This window comes from Aeromicrobium sp. (genome assembly GCF_032084975.1).
GTDB lineage: Bacteria > Actinomycetota > Actinomycetes > Propionibacteriales > Nocardioidaceae > Aeromicrobium.
Genome location: NZ_DAMDLR010000026.1, coordinates 1 through 17,873, shown reverse-complemented (window position 1 = coordinate 17,873; position 17,873 = coordinate 1). Strand labels below are relative to the sequence as shown.

The 17,873-nt window shown below is 71.1% G+C and carries 14 protein-coding genes; 10 read left to right on the top strand and 4 right to left on the bottom strand.

The annotated features are described in order from the left end of the window. The first annotated feature begins 85 nt into the window (after window positions 1-85). Window positions 86-3,496 (top strand): BTAD domain-containing putative transcriptional regulator, encoded by a 3,411-nt coding sequence (locus tag RT323_RS08700; protein ID WP_313407131.1) that lies wholly within the window; start codon window positions 86-88, stop codon window positions 3,494-3,496. 19 nt (window positions 3,497-3,515) lie between these two features. On the opposite strand, the gene RT323_RS08695 is transcribed toward RT323_RS08700, so the two are convergent. After that, window positions 3,516-3,662 (bottom strand): hypothetical protein, encoded by a 147-nt coding sequence (locus tag RT323_RS08695; RefSeq protein WP_313407129.1) that lies wholly within the window; start codon window positions 3,660-3,662, stop codon window positions 3,516-3,518. A 121-nt stretch (window positions 3,663-3,783) separates the two neighbouring features. Here RT323_RS08695 and RT323_RS08690 point away from each other — a divergent pair, with 121 nt between their 5' ends. The 6 genes from RT323_RS08690 to RT323_RS08665 all read left to right on the top strand — a co-directional run bounded on the left by RT323_RS08690 (window position 3,784) and on the right by RT323_RS08665 (window position 10,794). Then, complete coding sequence (locus RT323_RS08690; protein ID WP_313407126.1) at window positions 3,784-5,325, top strand: sodium-dependent transporter; 1,542 nt, start codon at window positions 3,784-3,786, stop codon at window positions 5,323-5,325. After that, a complete protein-coding gene (locus RT323_RS08685; RefSeq protein WP_313407123.1) occupies window positions 5,322-5,450 on the top strand; it encodes a methionine/alanine import family NSS transporter small subunit in 129 nt (42 codons plus the stop codon). Before RT323_RS08690 ends, RT323_RS08685 begins: the two co-directional genes overlap by 4 nt. A gap of 59 nt (window positions 5,451-5,509) precedes the next feature. Beyond that, window positions 5,510-6,505, top strand: coding sequence for a hypothetical protein (locus RT323_RS08680; protein ID WP_313407120.1), 996 nt, complete (start codon window positions 5,510-5,512; stop codon window positions 6,503-6,505). A 72-nt stretch (window positions 6,506-6,577) separates the two neighbouring features. Beyond that, complete coding sequence (locus RT323_RS08675) at window positions 6,578-7,570, top strand: 5'-3' exonuclease H3TH domain-containing protein (RefSeq protein ID WP_313407118.1); 993 nt, start codon at window positions 6,578-6,580, stop codon at window positions 7,568-7,570. Between the two features lie 34 nt (window positions 7,571-7,604). Continuing rightward, the gene (locus RT323_RS08670) at window positions 7,605-9,167 is read left to right on the top strand and encodes a peptide chain release factor 3 (RefSeq protein WP_313407117.1); all 1,563 of its coding nucleotides are present in this window, start codon (window positions 7,605-7,607) and stop codon (window positions 9,165-9,167) included. Between the two features lie 64 nt (window positions 9,168-9,231). Beyond that, window positions 9,232-10,794 (top strand): hypothetical protein, encoded by a 1,563-nt coding sequence (locus RT323_RS08665; protein ID WP_313407114.1) that lies wholly within the window; start codon window positions 9,232-9,234, stop codon window positions 10,792-10,794. A 75-nt stretch (window positions 10,795-10,869) separates the two neighbouring features. On the opposite strand, the gene RT323_RS08660 is transcribed toward RT323_RS08665, so the two are convergent. Both RT323_RS08660 and RT323_RS08655 read right to left on the bottom strand, forming a co-directional pair. Beyond that, window positions 10,870-11,517 carry a response regulator transcription factor gene (locus RT323_RS08660; RefSeq protein ID WP_313407112.1) on the bottom strand — a complete coding sequence of 216 codons (648 nt, stop codon included), beginning with the start codon at window positions 11,515-11,517 and terminating at the stop codon, window positions 10,870-10,872. Continuing rightward, window positions 11,505-12,758 carry a sensor domain-containing protein gene (locus RT323_RS08655; protein ID WP_313407110.1) on the bottom strand — a complete coding sequence of 418 codons (1,254 nt, stop codon included), beginning with the start codon at window positions 12,756-12,758 and terminating at the stop codon, window positions 11,505-11,507. The genes RT323_RS08660 and RT323_RS08655 overlap by 13 nt, the downstream gene beginning before the upstream one ends. Window positions 12,759-12,867: 109 nt before the next feature. Here RT323_RS08655 and RT323_RS08650 point away from each other — a divergent pair, with 109 nt between their 5' ends. From RT323_RS08650 to RT323_RS08640, 3 genes are all read left to right on the top strand, one after another. Beyond that, window positions 12,868-13,593 (top strand): ABC transporter ATP-binding protein, encoded by a 726-nt coding sequence (locus RT323_RS08650; protein WP_313407108.1) that lies wholly within the window; start codon window positions 12,868-12,870, stop codon window positions 13,591-13,593. Further along, window positions 13,593-16,064: an FtsX-like permease family protein gene (locus tag RT323_RS08645; protein ID WP_313407106.1), complete on the top strand. Its 2,472-nt coding sequence runs from the start codon at window positions 13,593-13,595 to the stop codon at window positions 16,062-16,064. The genes RT323_RS08650 and RT323_RS08645 overlap by 1 nt, the downstream gene beginning before the upstream one ends. A gap of 72 nt (window positions 16,065-16,136) precedes the next feature. Beyond that, entirely contained in the window at window positions 16,137-17,222 is a 1,086-nt protein-coding gene (locus tag RT323_RS08640; protein ID WP_313407103.1) for a hypothetical protein, read from the top strand. Here the strand turns inward: RT323_RS08640 and RT323_RS08635 are convergent. Continuing rightward, window positions 17,206-17,838 (bottom strand): alpha/beta fold hydrolase, encoded by a 633-nt coding sequence (locus RT323_RS08635; RefSeq protein WP_313407100.1) that lies wholly within the window; start codon window positions 17,836-17,838, stop codon window positions 17,206-17,208. The two genes, RT323_RS08640 and RT323_RS08635, sit on opposite strands and share 17 nt — an antisense overlap. Between the last annotated feature and the right edge of the window lie 35 nt (window positions 17,839-17,873).

The window sequence follows — 17,873 nt, the reverse complement described above, 5'->3', positions numbered from 1 at the left end:
GAACCGACACATCGCACCACGGGTCGCTCACAAGCCACTCACAAACGCCCACGCGGCACCGCGACGGCGGGTAGAGTCCTGCGGAATGCACGCCGCCAACACCGACGGGATCACTCAGGACTGCGAGTCGATGCTCGAGGTGCGGATTCTCGGAAGCGTCGAGACCCACCGAGGTGATCACACGCTGGCCACCGGCGGCCCCAAACAGCGCATGATCCTGGCCCACCTGGTGATGGCGCGCGGCGGCATCGTGGACCTCGACACGCTGGCCAGCGACCTATGGCAGGTCGCGCCGCGCGATCCCGCCCACGCGATCCAGGCACACGTCTCGCGGTTGCGATCGGCGTTGTCCGTCGAGATCGAACGAGCCTCGAACGGATATCGCATCGCGCCGGAGACGTTCACGGTGGACGCGTGGGAATTCGAGCAGTTGCACCTCCACGGCGTGGCGGCACTCGCGGCCGGGGACGTCGAGGAGGCGATCGCCGCTCTCATCCAGGCGCTGTCCCTGTGGCGCGGACCCCCGTTCGGCGAATTCGGTCACGTGCTGGGACTCCAGACGCACGTGGCACGCCTGACGCAGCAACGGGCGAGCGCCGACGCCGACCTCATCGATGCACACCTCGCGGCGGGCCGGGCGGCGTTGATGATCCCCGAGTTGTACGGCCGGCTCGAGACCGCGCCCCTCGTCGAGCGAGGCTGGGAACAGTTGATGCGGGCACTGCATCTGACCGGGCAGCGGATCGAGGCCCTGTCCGTCTACCGCCGGGCCCGTGACGTGATGATCGATCAACTCGGGATCGAGCCCGGCAAACGCCTGCAGGTGCTGCACGACGAGATCCTCCGCGCCGCCGAATCCGCTCATCCGGCCCTCCTGACTCCCACCGCGCACCCGGCGCCGATGCCGGCCCCGATCGTCGGGCGAGCACGCGAACTCACCGAACTCACCGAGGCGTGGCGGGCCTCCCGCGCCGGCCTGAAGGTGGTCACCGTGACGGGCGACCCGGGGATCGGCAAGACCCGCCTGGTCGCCGACTTCGTGGCCACCCTCCCGCAGTCCCGGGTCCTGTGGACTCGATGCCTCGATTCGCTGGAGGTCGCGTACCAACCCGTCGTCGACCTGTTGCGCTCCGATCTGGCGGAGTTGAATCCGGACGAGGTGAGTGCCCGCGTCGGGTCCGGCGCCGGTCCACTTCGCGGGCTCATCCCCGAACTGCTCGAGGGAGTGCCGGCAGGCGCGATGCTGCCCGGCACCTCCACGCCGGCGATCGAGCGTCAACGGATCTTCGACGCCGTGACCACGTGGTTCACCGCCGCAGCCGTCCATGAGCCGTTGTGCCTGGTGATCGACGACGTGCACTGGGCCGACGTGGAGTCGCCCCACGTCCTGAGGCACCTGATGAGCGTCGCCGCGGCCGTACCGGCGCTGATCGTGATGACCTACCGAGACAGGGAGACCCCCACCGAGCTCGCTCCGGGCCCCTTCGCGGACTTCGTCCGCCACTCCGAGACCGTCACACACCTGCCCCTGACCGGTCTGGCGACGTCTGCGATCTCCGAACTCCTCGTCAACGAACTCGACGAGCCCGACGCGGCGCCGCGCACCTCAGCAGAGCTGGTCAGTCACATCGCCGACGCGACCGGTGGCAATCCCCTGTTCGTCCTGGAGCTCGCCCGACAGCTCAAACCGCTCACCGACCTCTCGATCGAGTCGTTGCCCCACGAACTGCCCGCCGGGTTGCGAGCCGTGATCGGGGCTCGACTGCGACAGCTGGCGCCCACGCTGCGCGACACGCTGCAGGTGGCGGCGGTCCTGGGTCAGGAGTTCGACCCCCTGCTCCTGGGCAGGCTCCAGGATCTCGCCCACGAGGACGTCGACGACTTCCTCGCAGCGGCGACCTACGCGCGCATCATCGAAGAGGTCCCCGGGGCCCGACTGCGACACCAGTTCACGCACGCGGTCGTTCGTGCCGCCGTGTACGAGGACATCCCACGGATCCGACGCGCGTTCCTGCATCTCAACGTCGCCGAGGCCATGGACCAACCGGGCCGCCCGCTGAGCGCCGAACTGCTGCACGAACTCGCGCACCACCACGTCGAGGCGGCCGTGCTCGGTCAGGTCGACCGAGCCATCGCGGCACTCGTGGATGCCGGGGACGCCTCCGCCGCCCAGCGAGCGCCGTCTGCCGCGTTGGAGTTGTACGAACGGGCCTGGCACCTCCTGCCCGACGACGCCTCCCCCGAACTGCGCTGCGACCTGCTGCTGCGCCGAGGAACAGTCGCATTCCAGGCCGGGGTGGCGTACCGCGACCATCTCCTCGACGCCGGCCGTCTGGCCCAGCAGTTGGGGGACGAATCCCGCCTCAGCGCAGCGGCGATCGCCAACAACCGGGGCTGGTACTCCAGCACCGTCGAGGTGGACCGCGAGCGGGTCGTGGTCATCGAGGCGGCCCTCGCCCTGTGCCCGGTGTCCAAACCCGAGTCGCGGTCGCGGCTGCTCGCGCTGTGGGCCATGGAGAACGTGCGCGACCCCCAGCATCGCGCCACGGCCCTGAGCCGGAGCGCGTCGTCCTACGCGCTCGCCCTCACCGCCGACGACCCGGTCCTGCTCGGCGAGATCATGTGCCATCGCTACTCGGTGCTGTATGCCACCTTCGATGACCCGCACGGCTGCGTGGAGCTTGCCGAGAGGCTGTACGACTTCGCGCACACGCGCGTCGACCCGGAACTTCAGATGAACGCAGCCATCGCGTTGGCCCAGGCCACCATGATGACCGGCGATTTCACCACCGCGGACCGCGCCCTGGAGCGTTCCCGGCTTCTCGCCGAGGAGCTTCGCCATCCCGCCCGGACCTGGATGGTTCGCAGTTGGGAGGCGGCCCGGACCACGATGAGGGGCGATCCTGCGCGCGGCGAGGCCATGGCCGCCGAGGCACTGGACCTCGGTCTGGCCTGTGAACAGCCGGACGCGCTGACCTGGTTCGCCGGACAGCTGTTCGCACTGCACCACGTCACCGGGAGGTTGTCCGAGCTGGTCGACGCGATCGGTGAGCAGGCGGTGACGCACTCCGACGGCATCCCTGCGTGGCGTGCCGCGTACGCCCTCTCCCTCACCACCGCGCAGCGGCATGACGAGGCGAGCGCCATCCTGGACGAGTTCGTCGAGGTGGACTTCGCGCGGCTCCCGCAGGACATGCTGCAACTCCTCGGCCTGTGCTACCTCGCCGAGGCCTCCATGCATCTGGACCGCGCCGACACGGCCAAGGCCCTCTACGACCACCTGCTGCCACACGCCGGATTGGTCGCCAACAACAGCACGATCGATGCCGGCCCCGTCGACATGTACCTGGGAATGTCGGCTCTGACGGCGGGTGACGCCGAACGTGCGCTACGGCACCTCGGTGAGGCCAACGCGTTCTGCACACGCGCCGGCGCCCCGCTGTGGCAGCAGCGGGTCAACGCTCTCGAGGAACGTCTGGCGTTCGACCACGGCTGACGGCTCCGGTGCCGTCGGCTCAGCGCGAAGCGAGCGTCGACTGCTCGACGTCGTCCCTCAGGTCCAGCACATGCTCCGGCGAGAGCCTGACGCCGGGCTCCTCGTCCGCGATCCGCTGCTGCAGGCCCTCGTCGCAGGACAACGGCGACGGGACGGTGGGACGCATGGCGTCAATCTGGACGAGCCGGCTGCTCCTCGCCCTTCGCCCGGCCGACGCCGACGCGGCTCTTCTGCCACGATGGTCGAACCGTGAGGTGATCCCAGGTCACCATCTCGAGAGGAGCGACATGTCGATCGATGCCACGTCCGAGAAGGCCAAACGGGGAGCGTTCTCCTCGCGCAAGGTCTTCATCTTCGCCGCGATCGGCTCCGCCGTCGGGCTGGGGAACATCTGGCGCTTCCCCTACGTCGCCTACGAGAACGGCGGCGGCGCGTTCCTGGTCCCCTACCTGGTGGCGCTGTTCTGCGCCGGGTTGCCGTTCCTGTACCTGGACTACGCGCTGGGTCACCGGTTCCGCGGGTCGGCTCCCCTGTCCTTCGCGCGGCTGAGCCGTCCGGCCGAGGCGATCGGCTGGTGGCAGGTCGGCATCTGCTTCATGATCGCCGTCTACTACGCCGCCGTGATCGCGTGGGCGTTGCGCTACACGTTCTTCTCGGTGAACACGGCGTGGGGCGACGATCCAGAGACGTTCTTCATGAAGGACTTCCTGCAGACCGGTGACGTCACGCTCGACCTGAAGGTCGTCGCCGGCGTGCTGGTCCCGATGGTGATCGTGTGGCTCGCCGTCATCGTGATCATGGTGGTGGGCGTCGAGAAGGGCATCGGCCTCACCTCGGTGGTCGCCATCCCCCTGCTCGTGCTCGCGTTCGTCGCGCTGGTGATCCGCTCGCTGTTCCTGCCCGGAGCGGGCGAGGGGCTGGAGGCGTTCTTCACCCCGGACTGGGGCACCCTGACGCACGCAAGCGTGTGGGCCGCCGCCTTCGGGCAGATCTTCTTCTCGCTCTCCATCGGCTTCGGCATCATGATCACGTACGCCTCGTACGTCGGCAAGGACACCGACATGACGGGATCGGGCACGGTCGTCGGCCTGGCGAACTCCAGTTTCGAGCTGCTCGCCGGCATCGGCGTGTTCGCCGCACTGGGGTTCATGGCGCAGAGCCAGGGCGTCGCCGTCGACGAGGTCGTCGGGGACGGGGTCGGACTGGCGTTCATCTCCTTCCCGACGATCATCAGCGAGGCCACCGGGGGCGCAGTGATCGGCGTGCTGTTCTTCGGCTCCCTGGTCATCGCGGGCGTCACGTCCTTGGTCTCGGTGCTCGAGGTGGTCGTGTCCGCAGTGCGGGACAAGTTCGACCTCTCTCGGCCCGTCGCCGCCGCCGTCGTCAGCATCCCAGCGGCCGCCATCAGCCTCGTGTTCTTCTCCACCGCGAGCGGACTGTACGTGCTGGACATCCTCGACCACTTCATCAACCAGTTCGGCATCCTCCTGGTCGCGATGGTCTCGATGGTCGTCGTGGCGTGGTCGTTGCGAGCCCTGCCGCAGCTGGCCGATCACATGAACCGGCACGGATCGATCAAGCTGCTGCTGTGGTGGCGACTCCTGGTGGGTGGCGTGGTGCCGATCGCGTTGGCCTACCTGGCATTCGACTCGTTCCGAGCCGTGGTCGAGACGCCCTACGGCGGCTACCCGACCTGGATGATCGCGCTGTTCGGCTGGGGCGCCGCGGCGTCCGTCATGGTCGCGGGCTACCTCCTCGCGCCCATCCCCTGGCGACGCGGCACGTCGCTGGAGGCGCCCACCGACGACACCGAAGGAGTCGAACGATGACCACCACGTCCATCATCATGATGATCGTCGCGATGGCCGCCATCTGGGGCGGGCTCGCACTGGCGATCTTCAACCTGACGCACCACGACCCCGGCGATCCCGAGGACCTCCACCGCGATCTCTGAGGCTGACCCCCGCCGCCGAAGCCGCGCATCCCTGCGGGCAACCTGGGTACACCGAGAGAATGAACGAGCTCCAGATCGGCCTCGTGGCAGACCCGGCATCGCCCACACAGATGGCGCATCGGATCAAGGACCTGGACCCACCCAGGGGCGAGGACGGCTCCTGGGACGTCGAGGTCGTCAGCGAGCCGTTCACCACCGGCTCCGAAGACGTCGACACCGCCCTCGCGCGACTGGGCGACCAGGCGGCGGAGCACGAGTGGGACCTCGTGGTGGGGCTCACGGAGCTTCCCCTGCGCGACGACGATGGTCACTACCTCCTCATCGAGGCCGATCCACAACAGCGCAGAGCCGTGCTGTCCCTGCCTGCGCTCGGCGGCGTGCGCATGGAGGCACGCACGCGCCGCGCGGTGCGCAGCCTCGTCGCCGGGATGGCCGATCCCACCTCCACGGAGGAGCAGCGGGTGCCGCTCTCCCGCGTCGGCGGCCGCAGGCGCCTGCTCCTGGGCATGGTGCTGGCCAACCGGCCGTGGCTCCTCGTGCCCGGACTCAAGTCGGCGCTCGTCGCGGCGCTGGCGACCGGAGCCGTCGCCACGATCAACTCCACGGTGTGGCTGCTGGCCGGGTCGCTGTCGTGGTGGCGCCTCACGGTCGCGACGATCGTGTCCATCGCGCTCGTGGTCGGCTGGCTCGTGATCGACGGGGAGCTGTGGGACCGCCCGGACGACGACTCCTCCGAGGCCCGGGAGAGGTCGCGCCTCTACAACATCTCGACCCTGGTGACGCTGACCTCGGGGGTCCTCATCTGCTACCTCGCGCTCTACGTGGTGAACCTCCTGTGGGCGCTCTTCGTCCTGGACCCGTCGGTGATGGGCGGCTACCTCCAGATGTCCCTCGGCTACGGCGACCTCTTCGTGCTGGCCTGGTTCGTCGCGTCCGCGGCCACCGTGGGCGGGGGCCTCGGCAGCGGACTGGAGTCCGACGACGCCATCCGCGCGGCCACGTACTCCAAGCGCGAGGAGGAGCGGCGTAACCGCCTCGCGCGCCGACGAACCTGAGATCGCCGCAGTGCCGGGAACTCCCGGCACCTGCTCGCGGCTAGGATCGCGAGAGCTCCCATGTCTGCCCCCGTGAATCGTTCCCGCCGACTGTTGCTGGTCGTCGACGCCCCCTCGCTCCTGCACCGCAACCACCACGCGCGGGCCCACACCAAGCTGATGGACCGCTCGGGGCGGCCCGCCTGGGCACTGCACGGCATGCTGCGACAGATCATCGAGGCGATCGAGCGGTTCGCCCCCGATGCCGTGATCTTCGGACTCGACGACCGCCGGGCATCGGTGCGCGCGGATCTCTACCCCGCCTACAAGGCCGGCCGCGCCGAGAAGGACGCGGCGCTCGTCGACCAGCTCGAGCGCGCGGGCGCGTTCCTCGACGCCCTCGGCCTGGCCACGCTCACTCCGCCGGGACTCGAGGCCGACGACGTCAGCGCCTCCGGCGCCCGGTGGGCTCGCGACCACGGCTGGAACTGCGTCATCGTCACGTCCGACCGGGACTCGTTCGCCAACATCAGCGACCACACCCAGGTGCTCCGGCTGATCAACGGCGGCATCGACGGATCGCCCCTGCTGAACCCGGCTCGGCTCCTCAGCATGTACGGCGTCGCCGCTGAGCACTACCTCGCGTTCGCGGCCCTGCGGGGGGACCCCAGCGACAACCTGCCGGGCGTCGCCGGCATCGGCGAGAAGACCGCGGCGGTCCTGCTCACGCAGGCCGGGTCGATGGAGACCGTCTGGGCCGACATCGACCACAACGAGGGGCGGACGCTCGCCGCGACCCTCGACTCGTGGGCCGTGGAGACCGGCTCACGGCGGATGGGTGCCACCATCGTCCGCCGGCTCGCCGCTCCCGAGGCCCGCGAGCGGTTCGAGTTCAACGTGCAGATGATGTCGGGCCGGGACGACCTCGAGCTCGGCCTGACCCCCGACGTCCCGGGCACGCCGGGGCTGCTCCCGCTCGACCTCGGACGCATCAACACCGTCGTGGGCTACCTGGGCGTCGAGTCGACGACGACCCTCGCGGTCCGCGTGCTCAGCACCGATCCGGCGTCCTCGGCGCTGCGCTGAGGAGGCGTTCCCGGGCGCCGAGTAGATTCGGGTGGTGTCCGACAAACGCCCGCGCCGCACTTTCGCCGTGATCAGCCACCCCGACGCCGGCAAGTCCACCCTCACCGAGGCGCTCGCGCTGCATGCCCGGGTCATCAACCAGGCCGGTGCCGTCCACGGCAAGGACGACCGCAAGGCGACGGTCTCGGACTGGATGGACATGGAGAAGGCTCGCGGCATCTCGATCACGTCCGCCGCGCTGCAGTTCGTCTACCGTGACCATGTCGTCAACCTGGTCGACACCCCGGGCCACAGCGACTTCTCGGAGGACACGTACCGAGTGCTGTCGGCGGTGGACTCCGCGGTGATGCTGGTCGACGCCGGCAAGGGCCTCGAGCCGCAGACCCTCAAGCTCTTCCGCGTGTGTGCGCTCCGGGGCATCCCGGTGATCACCGTCATCAACAAGTGGGACCGTCCGGGCCTGTCGCCGCTGGCGCTGATGGACGAGATCGAGCAGCAGATCAAGCTGCGCCCCACTCCCCTGACCTGGCCCGTTGGCGAGGCCGGTGACTTCCGCGGAGTCCTGGACCGTCGCACGGGCGAGTTCGTGAAGTACACCCGCACCGCCGGTGGGGCCGAGCGGGCACCCGAGCGCCGCCTGTCGCCGTCCGAGGTGGAGGACGTCGACGCCGACGTCTGGTCGGCCGCGACGGACGAGAGCGAGCTGCTCTCGCTCGACGGCGCCGACCACGACCAGGATCGCTTCCTCGGTGGCGAGACCACTCCGGTGATGTTCGCGTCGGCGCTGCAGAACTTCGGCGTGGCCCAGCTGCTCGAGCTGCTGCTCGAGCTCGCCCCCGGACCCGGCGCGACCGCCGGCGTCGACGGCTCGGTCCGCCAGGTCGACGACGCCTTCAGCGCATTCGTCTTCAAGGTGCAGTCGGGCATGAACAGCGCGCACCGCGACCGGCTCGCCTACGCGCGGGTCGTGTCCGGCACGTTCGAGCGAGGCATGATCGTGACCCACGCGACGACCGGTCGTCCCTTCGCGACCAAGTACGCCCAGGCGGTCTTCGGCCGGACGACCTCCTCGGTCGAGCAGGCGTCGCCGGGCGACATCATCGGCTTCGTGAACGCCCAGGCACTTCGCGTCGGCGACACGGTGTACGACGGCGACCCGATCGACTATCCGCCGGTGCCGAGCTTCGCCCCTGAGCACTTCATGACCTGCACCGCCCGCGACGTGGGCCGGTACAAGCAGTTCCGCCGCGGCATCGAGCAGCTGGACCAGGAAGGCGTCGTCCAGGTGCTCCGCTCGGACCTGCGCGGCGACCAGAGCCCGGTCCTGGCCGCCGTCGGCCCGCTGCAGTTCGAGGTCGTCGACGAGCGGATGAAGAACGAGTTCAACTCACCGATCCGGCTCTCGCGGCTGGACTACCAGGTGGCTCGCCGGACCGACGCGGACGGCGCACGGGCCCTGGGCGGCACGCGCGGCATGGAGGTCCTGCAGCGCGCGGACGGGACGCACCTGGCGCTCTTCACCGACCAGTGGCGGGCGAACAAGGTCGCCCGCGACAACCCCGAGGTCATGCTCGAGGAGCTCCCCGCCGGCGGCTGACAGCCACAGGCACCCCCGATTCCGGGGGATCCGCCACGGTCCCCATGGCAGTAGGTTCAGCACCATGCGTCTCCTGCGTCCCATACTGCTGGGCCTCCTCGCGTTGTTGCTCGTCCCACTGGCCGCCACGCCCGCCCAGGCCGCCGCCGAAGGCACCATCACCGGTGTCGCCGTGGGGCCGGACGGCAAACCGCTGAAGAACGTTCGCTGGGAGATCCTCGAGCTGCAGGACGGAAAGTGGCAGGGCTACCCGTTCGGGCCCAAGCTCACCGACGCCAAGGGCCGGTTCTCGTGGAAGGTCCCCGTCGGCGGCCAGTACCGCGTCTGCTTCTTCGACGACTACTACGGCCAGGACTCCCAGGACACCTACTGGCAGACCGAGGTGCGCCACCGCGACACGTGCTGGCCGAACGCCACCTCGGTCCAGAACGCGACCACGTGGACCTCGACGTCGTCGGCGCCGTCCAAGACCTTCTCGGTCAAGCTGCCCAAGCAGGCCCTGGGCATGGCGCCCGTCGATCCGTTCCTGCTGGGCTCCTTCAGGGTCAACGAGCCGCTCACCGTCGTCGGCCAGGAGGGCTGGCGCCCGACGAACGCCACCTTCAGCTACCGCTGGATGTCGCAGCGCGACGGCGTCGCGGCGGTCCCGATCGCCGGCGCCACCTCCGCGACCTACACGCCCACGTCGGCGCAGTCCGGTGCGTGGGTCTGGGCGGAGGTGACCGCGAGCCGAGCGGGCTACAAGCCGGCGACGCTGACGACGCCGGTCTCGAAGGTCGGCGGTACCCACGTCCAGCCGTCCTCGCCGCTCAAGGTCACCGGCAGCGCCAAGCCCGGCGCCACGCTGACCGCCAGCTTCGGCAAGCCCGCGAACACCTTCAGCACGCTGACGTGGTTGGTCGACGGCGTCCCGCAACCGCGGTCCACGACCTGGGGCCAGGCCTCGTCCAGCTTCACCGTCGCCGCCTCCCATGCCGGTGCCCGCATCGATGCGCGGCTGCAGCTCTACCGGACCGACGCCGCGGGCAACTACGTCGACGGCAGCGACTCGTTCCACCGCGTCCAGGTGCAGGTCGCGGGCAGCCGCCCCGCCAAGCCGCTGGCCAAGAGGCCCACCGTGGCCGGCAAGCCGACCGTCGGACGGATCCTGGCCGCGCCGCGAACCGTCACCGCTGACCCGACGGCGACCGTGCGCTACCAGTGGCTGCGCGGCAGCACCACCATCAAGGGTGCGACCAAGAGCCGCTACAAGGTGCGGGCCGTCGACGTGAACAAGCGCCTGAAGGTGCGCGTGACGGTCGCCCGCCCCGGCTGGGTGAACCAGTACGTCAGCACCTCGACCGCGACGATCGCGAAGCGTCCGCTGAAGGTCGGCACCGTCAAGATCGCCGGAACCTCGAAGGTCGGTAAGAAGCTGACCGCGAAGACGGCCAGGTGGGGCCCCAGGCCCGTCAAGGTCCGCTTCCAGTGGCTGCGCAACGGCCGCGTCATCAAGGGTGCGACGAAGGCGACCTACAAGGTCCGCAAGGCCGACCGCCACAAGGTCATCAAGGTCCGCGTCGTCGCGAAGAAGCCCAAGTACCTGACCGTCGTCAAGACGAGCAAGGGCCGCAAGGTCAGGCGCTGACCTCGTCCCATCGCACAGTGCCCCGGGTTGCAGTCACCAGGTGACTGGAACCCGGGGCGCTGTCGTCGAGTGGGCTCAGGCGCCGTCGAGGTAGCGCAGGACGGCCGCGACGCGCCGGTCGGTGTGGTCGTCCGGGGCCAGGTCGAGCTTCATGAAGATGTTGCGGATGTGCTTGTGCACGGCGTTGTCCGTGATGTGCAACCGGCGGCCGATGGCGACGTTGCCGAGACCCTCGGCCATCACCGAGAGGACCTCGCGCTCGCGCGCGGTGAGCCGTTCGAGTGGGTCGCCGGTCCGCTTCTGCGCGAACAGCTGGGCGACCACCTCTGGATCGATCGCGGTGCCGCCGTCGGCCACCCGCTGCAGTGCCTCGACGAACGTGTCCACCCGCCCGACGCGCTCCTTGAGCAGGTAGCCGACCCGCTCGGCACCGTCGGCGAGCAGGTCGGTGGCGAAGCTCTGCTCGACGTAGGCCGACAGCACCAGCACCGCGAGTCCGGGCTGGGCGCGACGTGCCGCCACCGCCGCCTGGATGCCCTCGTCGGTGTGTGTCGGCGGCATCCGCACGTCGACGACCGCGAGGTCGGGCCGATGCTCGGCGACGGCGGTCAGGAACGACGGGGCGTCGGCCGTGGCGGCCACGACGTCGAAGCCCTCGCCGCGCAGCACCAGGCTGAGTCCCTCACGCAGGAGGGTGTCGTCCTCGGCGATCACGATCCGCACGGCAGCGCCACCTCCAGCTCGGTCGGACCGCCGGGCGGGCTGGACAGGACGGCCTCGCCGTCGAGCGCCTGCACACGGCGGATGATCCCGGCCAGTCCGGTGCCGGCCGCGGGGTCTGCTCCCCCGCGCCCGTCGTCGAGGACCCGCACGAGCAGTCGGCCGTCGGCGAGTCGCGCCTCCACCTCGGCGCGGCTGGCGCCACTGTGGCGGGCGACGTTGGTCAGCGACTCGGCCACCGCGAAATAGGCGGTCGCCTCCACGCTGGCGGGGCAGCGCACCGGCACGTCGATCGTGACCGTGCACGGCACGGCGCACTCGGCCGCCAGCGCCGTCAGTGCTCCGGCGAGCCCACGGTTCTCCAGGACCGGCGGCAGGATGGAGCGGACGACCGACCGCAGCTCGGCCAACGCCTCCTCGGTCGTGTCCTGGGCCCGTGCCAGGATCTCCTCGGCGTGGACGGGGTCGCGCTGGACCTCGCGACGGGCGGCTCCGATCAGCACGGCCACGCCGACGACCCGGTTCTGCGCCCCGTCGTGCAACGCACGCTCGATCCGCCGCAGCTCGACCGCGTGTGCGTCGAGTGCTGCGGCCCGGGTCGCGGTCAGCTCGATGACCCGCGCGGACAGGTCGGCGCCGGGCACCGGGCCGAGCAGCGCCCTGCCGCTGCGCGTCTGCCAGTCGAGCAGTCGCGGCGTTCCGAGAAGCCACAGTGCCAGCGCGATCAGGCCGAGCGCCGGCCCCCAGAGTGCTCGCTCCTCCGTGCGCGCAGGAAGCAGTCCGTTCAGCAGCTCCTGCTCGCTCGGGCCGACTCGTTCCCACCACAGCGGGTAGGCGATGTCGTGCAGGCCCGTCAGCAGCAGCTGCAGGACGATCGCGCCGAGCAGCAGCCCGGCCGTGCCGTGCACGAGCAGCCAGCCGAGCTCTCGCCGCGTGACCGGGTCCATGACCTGCTCCTCGGGCGTCCCGTCCGCCCGGACCGGGTCCTCGAGGCGGTGCCCGATGCGCCGGAGCCGGGCGCGCTCGGCGCCGGTCAGCCAGCGGAGCCACGACAGCGACGGCAGGACCAGCGGCCGTCCCACGCGCAGGAACCACAACACGGCGACCACGATCGCGACCGGGAACGTCACGACGGCCAGCAGTCCCAGGCCGGCACCCCAGACGGCGAAGCCGGTACCCCGGACAGCGGACCGCAACCGGGCACGGGGGCCTCGCCCGTCTCGTACCGCCCGTTCGCTGTCCATCGCGATCACGCTACCGGCCGGGATCGGGGCCGTCGGTACAGCGCGCTGTACCTTCGATCGGGCAGTGGGCTGGATGGGTTCGGCGGTCCGGGGTTCCTAGCGTCGAGGCATGAGTTCCCAGACCTCGAACCTCGCACTGGAGCTGCACGACCTCACCCGGTCGTACGGGTCCGTCCACGCCCTCGACCACGTCAGCCTGCAGGTGCCGCGCGGCACGTTTCTCGCGGTGATGGGACCGTCCGGCTCGGGCAAGTCGACGTTGCTGCAGTGCGCTGCCGGCCTTGACCGCCCGACCTCCGGACGGGTCGTCATCGGAGGCCGGGAGATCTCCCGGCTGAACGAGACCCAGCGCACCCTCGTCCGTCGCGATGCGGTCGGATTCGTCTTCCAGTCGTACAACCTGCTGCCGTCGCTGACCGTCCGGGAGAACATCACGTTGCCGCTCCGCCTGGCCGGCGTCGAGGGCGACCGCGCGTGGCTGGACCAGGTGATCGACCGGATCGGCCTGCGCCCGTACCTCGAGCGCCGACCGAACGAGCTGTCCGGAGGCCAGCAGCAGCGCGTCGCGATCGCCCGCTCGCTGGCGGCCCGACCCGACGTGGTCTTCGCCGACGAGCCGACCGGCGCCCTCGACGCACGCACGGCGGACGGGGTGCTCGGGCTGTTGCGGGACCTCGTCGACGAGTTCGGCCAGACCGTCGTGATGGTGACGCATGACCCGCGGGCCGCGCACCGCGCCCACGCGACCGTCGTCATGGAGGACGGCCGCATCAAGGAGCTCGTCACCGAGCCCACGCTCGAGCTGCTCACCGACTCCCTGGCCGGGGCACGCTGATGTCCGCCACTGCCCGCCTCCGCGCCCGCGCCATGGCTCGAGGACACATCGGCGCGCTGTTGGCACTGGCCTTCGCCATCCTCGGCGGCACCACGCTGGTCACCGCCGGCGCCGTCCTCACCGAGACCAGCCTGCGCTCGCAGGTCCCGCCCGTGCGGCTGGCGGACGCCCAGGTCCTGGTCTCGTCGCCGCAGCGCGTGGCGGTGGCGGAGGACTTCGACGTGCGCCTGCCCGAGCGGGCGACGGTTCCGAGCGACCTCGTCGACCGGATCGCCACGGTGCCCGGCGTCGATTCCGCCGTGGCGGACGTGAGCGTCCCGGTGTCCGTCACGATCAGTGGCCAGACCCGCACCCATGAGTCCCACCCCTGGCCGGTCGCCGCGCTCGGCGACCCGGAACTGCGGGGCTCTGCACCGAGCCCGGACTCCGTCGTCCTCGACACCGGGATCGCCGACCCTGCCGGACTCGATGTCGGCGACCGGATCGACCTGGCTGCCGGCGGCACCCACCTGCCGTTGCGGATCAGCGGGGTCGTCGACGCACCGGGCACCGAAGTCCATCTCGATCCGGCGACGCTCAGCGACCTGAGCCCACTGCCGAGCGGTGCCAGCGACCTCGTCGCGGTCCGCCTGGGTGACGGTGCCTCGCCCGACGAGGTCGCCGCCGCGATCTCGGACGTGGTCGGCAGCGACTATGCCGTGACCACCGGGGACGCGCGAGGTGCCGTCGAGTCGCTGGTGGTCGGCGACGCCCGGCTCCAGCTCCTCGAGCTCTCCGCGTCCGCGGCCGGAACCCTGCTGCTCCTCGTCGGCCTCATCGTCGCGAGCGCCGTGGCGAACTCGGTGGCGAACCAGCGACGCGAGCTGGCGCTGCTGCGCGCTGTGGGCGCGACGCCCCGGCAGGTCCGTGGCCTGGTCGCCCGTCAGGCGACCGCGGCGGCCGCGGCGGGCCTGGTGCCCGGCGTGGCACTCGGCTACCTGGTCGCCGGCTGGCTCGGCGACCAGCTGGCGGAGCGTGGCCTGCTGTCGACGTCACTGCCCCTCGTGACCTCCCCGCTCGCGGGCGCTGTCGTCGTGGTGCTGACTCTGTTGGTGGTCCAGCTCACCGCCCGTGGCGTGTCCCTGCGTGCCTCGCGGCGACCGGCGACCGAGGCGTTGGGCGAGGCCCGGGTGGAGCCTCGCCACCCGTCCCGGATCCGCACCGTCGTGGGGCTGGGTCTGATCGCGCTCTCCCTGGCTCCGGCCTTCGGATCACTGGCGTTCAGCGGCGAGGACGCGTTCCTCTCCGCCGTGAGCGGCACCTTGGTCGGCATCGTCGGCCTGGCCCTGGCCGGTCCGGTGATCGCCCGCACGGTCACGGGTCGGCTGGCCGGGTACAGCGGCCGGCAGGCTCCCGTCGTCCGCTGGCTCGCGCTGCACCACACCCACGCGTACTCGCTGCGGACCGCGGGAGCCGTGAGCGTGCTGGCCCTGGCCTTCAGTCTCACCGTGGCCCAGGTCTACGCCCAGTCCACGCTGGAGCGCGCGACCGCAGCCGAGCAGGATGAGGCCTTCACCGCCGCCGCGACCGTCAGCGGTCCGATGACGGCGGCCGAGGTGGCCGACCTCGGTGAGGTGGCCGGCGTGGACGCGGCGGTGCCGCTGGTGACGACGTCGATCGTGCGCACGAGCCGGATGCTGGGCGACTCGACGACCGAGCGCTCCCCTGCCCTGGCCCTGGGGCCGGGTGCTGACCGGGTCGTGGACCTCGATGTCGCCGCGGGCGACCTGGCGGACCTGGAGGGAGAGAGCGTGGCGCTGGCGGAGGCGACCGCGGGCCGCTGGGGCGTGGAGGTGGGCGACCGGGTGGACCTGCGGCTCGGCAATGGTGACCGGGTCAGTCCTGTCGTCGCCGCCACCTATCGCCGAGGCCTCGGCTTCGGAGCGGTGGTCGTGTCGACCGACCTCTTGGCCGCGCACGGACTCGCGCGGTCCAGCGACACCGTGCTGGTCGACGGCGACGGCGCGGCAGTGGCCGGTTGGGCAGCGAGCCGTCCCGAGGTCGCCGTCGCACCGGGCGCATCGATGACCAGGGGCGACGCGAATCCCGAGCGCTGGATCAGCCTGATCGTGCTGCTGCCGATGCTCGGGTACGTGCTCGTCGCCGTCGCGAACAGCCTGCGCACGACCACGTCACGGCGTCGCGAGGAGATGGCCACGCTCAGGATGCTCGGCGCGACGCCGCGACAGATCCGGGCGATGGTGACCCGCGAGGCCGCCCTGCTCACCGGCCTGGCCATCGCGGCCGGCACGGTCCTGGCGGTCCTGCCGATGTCGGTGCTGGGGCTGGGCGTCCTCGCCAGGCCGTGGCCCCAGGGCCCCCTCTGGGTCATCCCGGCCATCAGCGCCCTCGTGGCGGTGACCGCTCTGGCCGCGATGCGAGGCGCGACGCGCCGCGTCCTGCGGGCACCGGTCCTCGGGCACGGATCGTGACGGCCCGGCCGCGCCCGGTGGGCATCCGCCCGACGACGTGCCGACCGCCGCCGCCCGTGCCACGGTGAAGGGATGCACGCTGCACGCAGGTGGCTCCTCGACCGCTGGATGAACCATCCGCGGATCGCCCTGGCCCTGCGCGCTGCCGTCGCGGCGGCCGTCGCGTGGACGACCGTGCGATTCCTGCCCGGTTCGCAGGACTACCCGTACTACGCCCCCTTCGGCGCGATCATCGCCACCACCTCGACCCTGGCCGGCTCGGTGCGCGAGTCGTTGCAGGCGGTCGGCGCGATCGTCGTCGGTGGCGTCATCGCGTGGGTCGTGGACGCCGCCGTGGGTGACGAGGTGGCCGCACTCACGATCGGCCTGGTCGTCGCGCTCTCGGTCAGCGTCGCCGGGTGGAAGCCGCTGGGGGCGATGGGCGGCTGGGCCCCCACGGCCGCGGTCTTCACCCTGATCATCGGGCACGGCGAGGCCGGGTTCATCGGCGCGTACGGCGGACTGACCCTGTACGGAGCGCTCGTGGGGATCCTGGTCAACATGATCGCCCCGCCCCTGCCCCTGGCACCCGCGCGCCTGGCCATCGGCGAGACCCGCACGGTCCTGGCGTCACAGCTGCGCGAGCTGGCCGAGCTGATGGTCGAGTTCGAGCTGCCCACCCTCGAGCAGTGGCATCGCGAGCACGGCGACCTGGGGCGCGCCCGCTCGTCCATGCAGCGCGCCGTCGCCCGCGTGCACGAGTCGCTGACCGGCAACGCTCGCGCGCGGCGCCACCGGCAGGCAATGGACCAGCTGACGCAGGAGGCCGAGTCGCTCGAGCGCATCTCGTTGCTCGTCGCCGACGTGAGCGACCTCGTCCTGCGCCCGCACGGCGTGCCGGGCTACCCGTCGATGCAGGCGGCGCTCACCGACGAGGTGCGCGAGCCGATCGCCACCGCGATGGTGCGACTGGCCGATGGGCTGGACGCGTACGGGCACGGCTCCGACCCCGACCCCGAGCTGGCGGCCGCCGACGCCGAGCTGAACCGGCTGCTCGAGGCGCAGTCCTTCCGGACCCACGAGCAGATGCTGGTGCACAGCGTCGTCCTCGCGCTGCGACGGGCGCTGGACACGTTCATCCGCGAGGACGGCCCGGAGTCGACTACCCCAGAGCCCTGACGAAGTCGGCGATGAAGCGCTCCTGGAAGGCGTGATGGTCGTCGACGACGGGCTCCTTGTTCTCGGGCAGCGGCGACATGAAGTCGAAGTGGCCGACTCCCTCGTAGCGGCGCAGGTCCATCGAGGTGGCCCCTCGCAACACCTCCGCCGACTCGGGCGGAGTCACGTCGTCCTCGGACCCGACCATCACGGTGAGCGGGACCGTGACGTCGGCCAGCGCGTCCCGCCCGACGAACCAGCCGGCGGCGGGCGCCAGCACGATCGCTCGGGAGACACGGGGCTCGGCAGCAACCTCGATCAGTCGTCCGTCGCGGTCACGAGGGCGCCCGCCCGCGAGGCAGAGCGCGGCGAACCCGCCCAGCGAGTGCCCGGCGGCGACCACGGGAAGGTCGTCACGTCCCAGTTCCGCCAGCGGCTCGCGCAGTGCGGTCACCCGCTCCCGGAGCACCTCGTCGGGGTAGGACTCCGCCAGCTCATGCGCCGGCGACGCCACGATGAAACCCTCCGCGTTCGCCGCCTCGAGCAGGCGCGCGTACCGCGTCGGGTCGCCGCCGGCACCGGGCGCGAACAGCAGGATGCCGCGCGGGTCGTCGGCCTGCAGGATGGTCGTCGTCATGGTCACGACCCTATGAGGAACGCGACCGGCTCCCC